This is a genomic window from uncultured Campylobacter sp., assembly GCF_938018035.1.
In the GTDB taxonomy this organism is placed as follows: domain Bacteria; phylum Campylobacterota; class Campylobacteria; order Campylobacterales; family Campylobacteraceae; genus Campylobacter_B.
Genome location: NZ_CALIJF010000303.1, coordinates 1 through 1731 on the forward strand (window position 1 = coordinate 1; position 1731 = coordinate 1731).

Sequence of the window (1731 nt, forward strand, 5' to 3'; positions counted from 1 at the left end):
CCTTTGTAAAAAATGGGCTAAGCTTACTATGATTTTGTAAATTTTAAGCTTAGATAGCCGTTTAAAGCCTTAGCTCGCTTTTTAAACTTGGTTGGCTTTAAACTTAGCCCACCGCCGTTTCGGGCTATAAATTTAACTAAATTAGGGTGTGCGGCGAATGGAGGGCGTGAGGAATTTAAAATTTAAAAGCGAAATTTCACCGCGAGATTTTACGGAGCGGATTATAAAATTTCGCCGCACGGGGCCTTGCGCTTTGAAATGCCGCTATGCTTTGAAATTTCATTATGTTTTGACAAGTCGTCATGCTCTAAAATTTTGTCGCGCTTTGAAATTCCATTATATTTTAAAATACTGCCGCGCCGCCCTGAAATTTTGTGTGGCGGTTTAAACGAAATTTTACGCCGTGAAATTTTGCGCAGCGGATTTTATCTTTTAAATTTTATAGGCTTAGCACGCCGCCGTGCGTGCATAGATCAAGCATCTATAGAATTTTATCGGTAAAATTTGAACGTGAAATTTTAAAATTCCGCGCTACTAAAATAGGTGAAATTTTACGCTGAAATTCTATCGCTAAAACCCACTAAGCGCGGGTTCTAACGCTTTGCGATGAGGTTTTGTAGCTTCACAATACATTGTTTTAGTTTGATAAAAAATTCTGATTCTTCAAATGAATGTAAGATCAAGCTTAGTTTAAATTTTTCATCTATTAAATTTGGACTAAAGCCCTTTAATCCGCTTTCGCAAGTGGATCTAAACATTTTGCGTATTAGTCGTTTTATTTTGCCTTGCGTCGGCGCGGCGCTGCGATCGCCTAAAATTTCTATTTTCTTTATCTTATAGCTGATTTCATTTATTCCATCTACGGTTTTGTTGGAAATTTGCTTTAGCACTATATTTGCGTGGTATTCGTAATAACCGTGATTGTAATGGGTAAGCGTAAAAAGATCATTACTGCCAGCCGAGCCCACTTTTATAAGAAAAATCTCGTTTAGCTCCTTTGAGATACACCACAGACCATCTATCTCATCTCGGCTTAAGCTAGCTAGACCGTGTTGATTTCTAAATGGATTTATGATTTGCTCTAGGTTATCCTCAAAGCGGTATCCATCAATCAAAAATCTACCTACATAATCAATGTTGTAATCAAGGGCATCTATTAGCAAAACATTTTCATTTTCGGCGTTAAGGGCGTCTTGTAAAATTTTAAAAATATCGCTTTTGCTGAGCTTGCCGCTACTTCTCGGTTCTAGCGCATAGAGTTTATGGATACGTCGCTTCTGTCCATTTATCATCCTAAAATCGCCGAACCAAGCGCCGTAAGTAATGACTGTATCAAACATTTTGCCTTGATAATACAATCTATATGCGTTAAAATCTAAATTACAATGATCCCAAAAGCCGCTAAATGTACCGTAGCCCATTAACCAAGCGTCAAGCTCTCTGTCTATTCGCCAGCTTAGTTCTATAGAAATTTCAGGATAACATCTAAAAGGCAATCGCTTTTTAGAAATTTTGTTTCTAATATCTTTTTCTACCTTATTGAGCTTATACTTTCTTGCATTTTCCTGACCGATTTTCTCTTCAAGTACGAAAGCCATATATAGCCGAAATTCTAACTCTTTTTTGTCGCCTTCGCATACGCCGCGACGTATTCAAAACCCGAATATAGCGTCAGTACAACTGCGATCCAGAGTAGGGCGTTTGCATAGGGCCACTGCATCGTTAGCCAGC

Annotated in this window: 1 protein-coding gene and 1 pseudogene; both read right to left on the bottom strand. The window is 38.2% G+C overall.

The window, feature by feature from the left end:
• Positions 1 to 593 precede the first annotated feature (593 nt).
• The gene (locus Q0257_RS09145) at positions 594 to 1598 is read right to left on the bottom strand and encodes a hypothetical protein (RefSeq protein WP_298024285.1); all 1005 of its coding nucleotides are present in this window, start codon (positions 1596 to 1598) and stop codon (positions 594 to 596) included.
• Positions 1599 to 1612: 14 nt separating this feature from the next.
• Positions 1613 to 1731, bottom strand: a pseudogene (locus Q0257_RS09150) (CDP-diacylglycerol--glycerol-3-phosphate 3-phosphatidyltransferase); the annotation flags it as partial.